At 68.5% G+C, this 6,139-nt stretch carries 6 protein-coding genes; 3 read left to right on the top strand and 3 right to left on the bottom strand.

Annotation, left to right across the window (positions count from 1 at the left end):
- Positions 1–312 precede the first annotated feature (312 nt).
- Positions 313–1,119, bottom strand: a complete 807-nt coding sequence (locus ABD357_RS24185; RefSeq protein ID WP_344392842.1) for a phosphotransferase — start codon at positions 1,117–1,119, stop codon at positions 313–315.
- Between the two features lie 165 nt (positions 1,120–1,284).
- Here ABD357_RS24185 and ABD357_RS24180 point away from each other — a divergent pair, with 165 nt between their 5' ends.
- The 3 genes from ABD357_RS24180 to ABD357_RS24170 are packed head-to-tail and all read left to right on the top strand — an operon-like array spanning position 1,285 to position 5,368.
- Entirely contained in the window at positions 1,285–3,558 is a 2,274-nt protein-coding gene (locus tag ABD357_RS24180) for a DEAD/DEAH box helicase family protein (protein WP_344392841.1), read from the top strand.
- Between the two features lie 33 nt (positions 3,559–3,591).
- Positions 3,592–4,242: an HD domain-containing protein gene (locus ABD357_RS24175; RefSeq protein ID WP_344392840.1), complete on the top strand. Its 651-nt coding sequence runs from the start codon at positions 3,592–3,594 to the stop codon at positions 4,240–4,242.
- A gap of 55 nt (positions 4,243–4,297) precedes the next feature.
- Positions 4,298–5,368 (top strand): GNAT family N-acetyltransferase, encoded by a 1,071-nt coding sequence (locus ABD357_RS24170; RefSeq protein WP_344392838.1) that lies wholly within the window; start codon positions 4,298–4,300, stop codon positions 5,366–5,368.
- Positions 5,369–5,378: 10 nt separating this feature from the next.
- Here ABD357_RS24170 and ABD357_RS24165 read toward each other — a convergent pair whose 3' ends face one another.
- Together ABD357_RS24165 and ABD357_RS24160 are read right to left on the bottom strand one after the other, a co-directional pair.
- Positions 5,379–5,651: a DUF4031 domain-containing protein gene (locus ABD357_RS24165; RefSeq protein WP_344392836.1), complete on the bottom strand. Its 273-nt coding sequence runs from the start codon at positions 5,649–5,651 to the stop codon at positions 5,379–5,381.
- The gene (locus ABD357_RS24160; protein WP_344392835.1) at positions 5,648–6,067 is read right to left on the bottom strand and encodes a hypothetical protein; all 420 of its coding nucleotides are present in this window, start codon (positions 6,065–6,067) and stop codon (positions 5,648–5,650) included. Before ABD357_RS24160 ends, ABD357_RS24165 begins: the two co-directional genes overlap by 4 nt.
- Positions 6,068–6,139: the final 72 nt, after the last annotated feature.

Here is a 6,139-nt window from a genome sequence, read left to right as displayed (position 1 = left end):
CCTCACGGTAACGCCCTTGCCTCCGGCTCGGGGTTAGCACCACCTCTTCCCCCAGGGGACTTCCACCCCCAAGCAACCGCCCATGCTGGGCGCACAACACGTCTGTGGCCGCTCCCGAAGGAGCGGCCACAGGGTCTGCGCAGCCATATGCGCGGTGTTTTGCTTGCTGCCGCCGACACTGCCAAGAGGCACACGGGCGGTCAAGCCGACCGTCACGCCCTGTTGACGTCATTTTTCGGTCAGTAACACAGCCGTCGACACAAGGCCTCAACCTGGGGCACGGGGTACGCCATCAAAGTCAGAGGCGCTGGCTCATGCTCTGATCAGGCCGCGATACGCGGCCCAGGACCGGGCAGCGGTCGTCAGTGCGGCTCGGTGCGGCAGCGGGTCTGTGCGCTCCCTGCTCTCCCATGCGGCGAGCACGGTGCGCGCAAACATGGAGACGGCGACCGGATCGGCGCGCCCGTACGCGGGGACCTGGCGGGCGACCACCTCGGCCTGCTCGGGAGAGTGCCCGGCGGAGATGAGGCGCAGCACCGCGAACGCCGTGTCCGCCCAAGCGGGCGCCGGACACGCGAGCGCCCAGTCCAACAGGCACAGTCGGTCGTCCTTCGTCACCAGCATGTTCAGCGGTGACATATCCGTGTGGGCCAGCGAACGCCCTTGCAGCCCGGGCCGATAGTCGTCCGGCAAGAAGTCGGCCCACCGCGTGGGAAGCGGCTTCTTACGGACGGCCTCGGGCCATGGCGTCTCGGACAAGACGGTGAGGGTGCGGACCAGAGGGCCGAGATCGTGCGAGCCGGGGGCGAAGTCGGGGTACCGGCCGTCGACGTACTCGTATCCGACGAGCAGCCACCCGCCCGCCTCGGCTCTCCACAGCACACAGGGGGCAGCCGGTGCGTGTTGCGTTACGTCCGCCTCATGCCGATACACCCACGCCGAGGGGTCGTCGATGCGCGTGCCCTTCACGAACATCCGCCCGGAACGGGCCTGCACGGTGCAGGCAAGGCGGGACATCACCCCATGGCTTGCCGTCTCCGCCCACTCGATGGGTCCCATGTGGCGCTCAGCCGCACGCAGGACGTCAGGCGGTAGTTCGTGCCATGCGATGCGGTCCACCCGCGCCCTCCTCGGTCGGTCGTCGGACAAGCGACAAGCCGGTCCCGGCCCGGCCACAGCGTGGCACAGACCGGAGACCGGCGCGGGGACGCGTCGAGCGTCAGGCGTGCTTCGGACTGTCGTGGCAGTTCGCGTGGCGCTGCGAGCAGTTCGCGAGTTCCAACGGTGGCCTTCGCCGAACTGCTTCAGCGGGCTGGCTGGGCGCGGCGAGTCCTCTTCCTCGCCGACCGCCAAGCCCTCGTCAACCAGGCCGTGCGCGCGTTCAAGGAACACCTGCCGAACAGTGTGACGGTCAACCTCCTCAACGAGAAGAAGACCGACGCCCACGTCTACGTCTCGACGTACCCGACGATGATGAACCTGGTCAATGAGGTCACGGAGGACGGCCGTCGCCGCTTTGGGCCAGGCTTCTTCGACCTTGTCGTCATCGATGAGGCCCACCGTTCCGTCTACGACAAGTACGGCGAGCTCTTCGAGTACTTCGACAGCCTCCTTCTGGGTCTGACGGCGACGCCCAAGGACGACGTCGACCACAACACTTACCAGCTGTTCCAGTTGGAGGACGGCGTCCCCACGGACTCCTACAGCCTGGATCAGGCTGCCGAAGATCACTTCCTCGTGAAGCCGAACGTCGTCGACGTGCCCTTCGACTCCCTCCGGCGCGGCTTCCGCTACGACGATCTCACCGAGGAGCAGAAGGAAGCCTGGGACAACCTGGAGTGGACCGAGGACGGGCAGGTCCCCGACGCGGTCTCCGCAGACGAGGTGAACCGTTTCCTGTTCAACCGGCCGACCATCGACAAGGCACTCGAGGTCCTGATGCGGCACGGTCTACGCGTGGAGGGCGGAGACCGACTCGGCAAGACGATCGTCTTCGCCAAGAACAGCACACACGCCCTGGCCATCGAAGAGCAGTACAACCTCCACTACCCGCAGGGCGCCGGGAACGACGCCCGCGTCATCACCTACCAGGAGAAGAACCCCCAGCAGCTCATCGACGACTTCTCCGACCCGGCCAAGGCTCCGGACATCGCCATCTCGGTCGACATGCTGGACACCGGCATCGACGTGCCCGAGGTGCTGAACCTCGTCCTGTTCAAGCCGGTGTACTCGCGTACCAAGTTCTGGCAGATGATCGGCCGCGGCACCCGCCTGTGCGAGAACATCTACGGGCCCGGTCGGGACAAGGACGGCTTCCACGTCTTCGATCTGTGCGGCAACGCCGAGTTCTTCAACCAGGAGCTCGATCGCGCCCCGGCCCGGCAGGCTCCAACTCTCACCGAGAAGCTCCTGCAGCGTCAGCTCGACCTCATTCGGACGCTGGACAGGCGCCAGGCTCCCGACCCGGCCCAGGACGGCGGGCCGGACACATTCGACACCGATGCGTCACTGCGCTGGGCGGCTGCACATCGTCTCCACGAGACTGTGCGGGGCATGAACCTCAACAACTTCCTCGTACGACCGCATCGCCGCCATGTCGAGGTGTTCGGCGGCGACTTCGCCGCCTGGCACCGCATCGACGAGGACGCGGCTCATGCCCTGAGCGAAGACGTCCTCGGCCTGCCGTCCGACTACTGGCCCGAGGGCGAAGACTCGGGTGAGGAGGCCAAGCGCTTCGACCTCATCGCCTATCGTCTCCAACTCGCAGCCCTGGAAGGCAACACCGACTACGCCCGGCTGCGCGGTCAGGTCCAGGAGATCGCCCACGATCTCCTCGGCAAAAGAACCAGCATCCCCGTCATCCGGGACCAGGCCGAGCTGCTCGAAGCCATCACTGATGACGAGTGGTGGCAGAACGTGACCGTACCGATGCTGGAGCATGTTCGACGTCGAGTGCGGGGCCTGGCCCATCTGGTCGAGGAACCGGCCGCGCGAAAGATCGTCTACACGGACATAGCGGAGGAGTACGGACATCTGACAGAGGTCGAGCTCAGGGGCCTGCCTGTCGGCACGGACGAGGAGCGCTTCAAGCAGAAGGCCCGGGCCTACCTCCAGAGCCACCGCGAAGAAGAGGCCGTCCGCAAACTGCGCGAGAACGAACAGATCACCGCTGAAGACCTCGCCACCCTGGAAGAGGTCTTCCTCGCGGAGGGAGTCGCCTCCTCCGAGGACCTGGACCAGAAGCGCGCGGCCGACGGCGGTCTCGGCGTGTTCCTGCGTCGCATCGGAGGCCTGGACAAGGCCGCCGCGCAGGAGGCGTTCTCCGGCTTCATCGCCGACCACGACCTCTCCGCCGACCAGATCGACCTCGTCGGCCTGATGGTCCGGTACGTCGCGGCCAATGGCCTCATCAGCATCCGCGATCTGTACGAGAACAGCCTCTTCAGCACCCGCGGAGTCATCGACAACCACTTCAACGACGAGGAAATCGACGCGCTGGACATCGTCTTTCGCGCCCTGCGATCCCATGCGATCCCGGCGACGGGTCTCGCCGCTTAAGGATCTCGGACCTCGGAAGGGACAATGGACGGCATGGCAGCAGACGGTCATCCCGCTCCTGAGGCCCTGCGTGATCGCTGGGCAGCGGCCCTGCGCTCCCTCGGCGCGACAGGAGACCCGTACCCCTACGCCGACGACCTCCTCGCCCGCTGGTCGGAGCCGCAGCGCCGCTACCACACCCTCGATCACCTCACGGCGGTCCTGGACCACATCGACGTACTGGAGCAGTACGCGGTCGACCCGGACCTGGTGCGCCTCGCCGCGTGGTTCCACGACGCGGTCTACCTCCCCGACCGCTCCGAGAACGAGGAACGCTCGGCCCGCCTGGCCGAACGCGCCCTGACCGAAGCCGGGCTCCCGCCGGAAAAGACGGCCGAGGTCGCCCGCCTGGTCCGCCTCACGGTCACCCACGACCCGTCGGACGACGACCCCGACGGCCAGGTCCTCTGCGACGCCGACCTGGCGATCCTGGCTGCGCCTCCGAAGACGTACGCCGTCTACACGGCCGCCATCCGCGAGGAGTACGCCTTCGTTCCCTCCGAAGCCTTCCGCGAGGGCCGTGCCGCGGTGCTGCGCCAACTCCTCGCCCTGCCACGCCTGTTCCGCACGCCGTACGGGGCGGCGGAATGGGAGACGACGGCGCGCTACAACATCGGCGCCGAGCTGGAGCTGCTGACCGGTTAGCCGCCGCCCGCTTATTCGGTGCCGTTCCGCGAGCCGAGCACCTATCGTCGCCCCCATGCGAGACATGGGCGGGGAGCAGATAGAGGAAGCCGTCGCGGGCTCCGTGGCGGTGCTGCGGGTGGCGGCCGGGGAGCGGGACTGGGGCGTCAAGGCGGGCCGTCTCGACTGGAGTTGCCGCAGGACGGCGGAGCACATCGCGTCGGATCTCATCGCGTACGCGGGGCAGTTGGCGGGCCGCCCCACCGACCGGTACGTACCGTTCCGCATCGACTGCGCCCAGTGCGAGAGCCCCGACGACGTCCTGGACGTCATCGAGGCGACCGGCACCCTGCTCGCCGCAGCGGTCCGCACCGCACCGCGCGAGGCGCGGGCCTTCCACCCGTACCCCTTCCGCAGCGCGAACCGCGAGGGCTTCGCCGCGATGGGCATCGCCGAGGTGCTCCTGCACACGCATGACATCGCCGAGGGTCTGGGGATCGCGTACGAGCCCTCGGCCCAGCTCTGCGAGGACGTACTCACCCGGATCTTCCCGCACGTCCAGCCAGGACCCGACCACTGGCGCACCCTCCTGTGGGCGACCGGCCGCGGCGAACTGCCCGGCCGCGCACCGGTCACCGAGTGGCGCTGGAACAACAACCTCGTCATCCCCGCCGAGCGGCTCACCCTGCAAGGGATCACGCCCGCTGCCGCCGCCGATCTGCAGATCGGCGGCACGGGCGGCTTCGAGTGGATCGAGGGCGGCCCTTGCGGGAACACGCGGTTCTCCGCCGGGATAGTCACGAAGGCGTACGAAGCCGGAGCGCACCGCCCGGAGTGGGGTGTGTTCGTCCTCGTGCGCAGGGAGGACGGCCGGGCCGTCGGCGGCATGGGCTTCCACGGCGTACCCGACGACGAGGGCCGCGCCGAGGTCGGCTACGACCTGGAGGAAGCGGCCCGTGGCCACGGCTACGCCACAGAGGCGCTGCGCGCGCTGTCCACGTGGGCACTGGCGCGCGACGACGTGAAGCTGCTGTGCGCGAAGGTCGACCACGCCAACGCCCCTTCCCAGGGCGTGGTGTCGCGTGCGGGCTACACGCGGGTGCGGGAGGACGGGCAGCAGTACGTGTACGAGCTCCGCAGAAGCTGAGGCCGCTCGCTCAGAGGGATTGCGTACGGCTCTTGCGCCTGCGCAGCCCCGCCCCATAGAGCAGCCGCACCACCTCGCGGCTGCTGACCTCGACCGCTCCGGCACGCACGACGTCCGCGTACCGGTGCGACGGGATGTCGTAGTGGTCCCGCTCGAAGGCCCGGCGCGGGACGCCCAACTCCGCGGCGAACAGGTGCAGTTCCTCGTACGAGACGTCGCTGATCAGGTGCGACCACATGTGACCGTGGCCCGGCCAGGCGGGCGGATCGATGTAGACGGTCACGAGGAGGGCGCCCCGCCGGGACCACCCGGACCAGCGGTGGCCGAGCCGAGCGAGCCCACCGCCGAGACCTTCACGCCCGCCTTGTGGCACACCCAGTGCGGATCGGGCCCGAGTTCCGGTTCGACGTCGAGGGCGTGCGGGTCGCCGGCGCCGCAGACCGGGCACAGCGGCCACCGCCCGTACCGTTCGAGCAACGAGTCCTGCACGTCCTGGGCAACCAGCCCCGCCACATACTCCACACCCTCCGGCCACTGCTCCACCCACCACCGCCGCTGCACCACAGACGCCTCGACAAGCGAGACGACATCGGCGTCGGCGACATCGCCCGCGACGAGATCGGCGATCACGAGCGCACGGGCGGCGTGCAGTGCCTGTTCCAGCGGGCTGACGGGGTGTGGGAAGGCGGGCTGTTCCATAGGCCCATTGTGCGCCAATGGCACAAGCGACGGCGCTCCGTGCAGGCCGCGCGCCCGTGCAGGCCGCGCGCC

It is taken from the genome of Streptomyces vastus (assembly GCF_039532825.1).
Lineage (GTDB): Bacteria > Actinomycetota > Actinomycetes > Streptomycetales > Streptomycetaceae > Streptomyces > Streptomyces vastus.
Note: the sequence above shows the minus strand (reverse complement) of the source record. Positions and strands in the feature narration are given on the sequence as shown.

What these genes read in the sequence shown, in the direction of transcription:
- ABD357_RS24175 (WP_344392840.1), top strand. Translation starts at nt 3,592, where the DNA reads ATGGCAGCAGACGGTCATCCCGCTCCTGAGGCCCTGCGTGATCGCTGG.
- ABD357_RS24170 (WP_344392838.1), top strand. Translation starts at nt 4,298, where the DNA reads ATGCGAGACATGGGCGGGGAGCAGATAGAGGAAGCCGTCGCGGGCTCC.
- ABD357_RS24160 (WP_344392835.1), bottom strand. Translation starts at nt 6,067, where the DNA reads ATGGAACAGCCCGCCTTCCCACACCCCGTCAGCCCGCTGGAACAGGCA.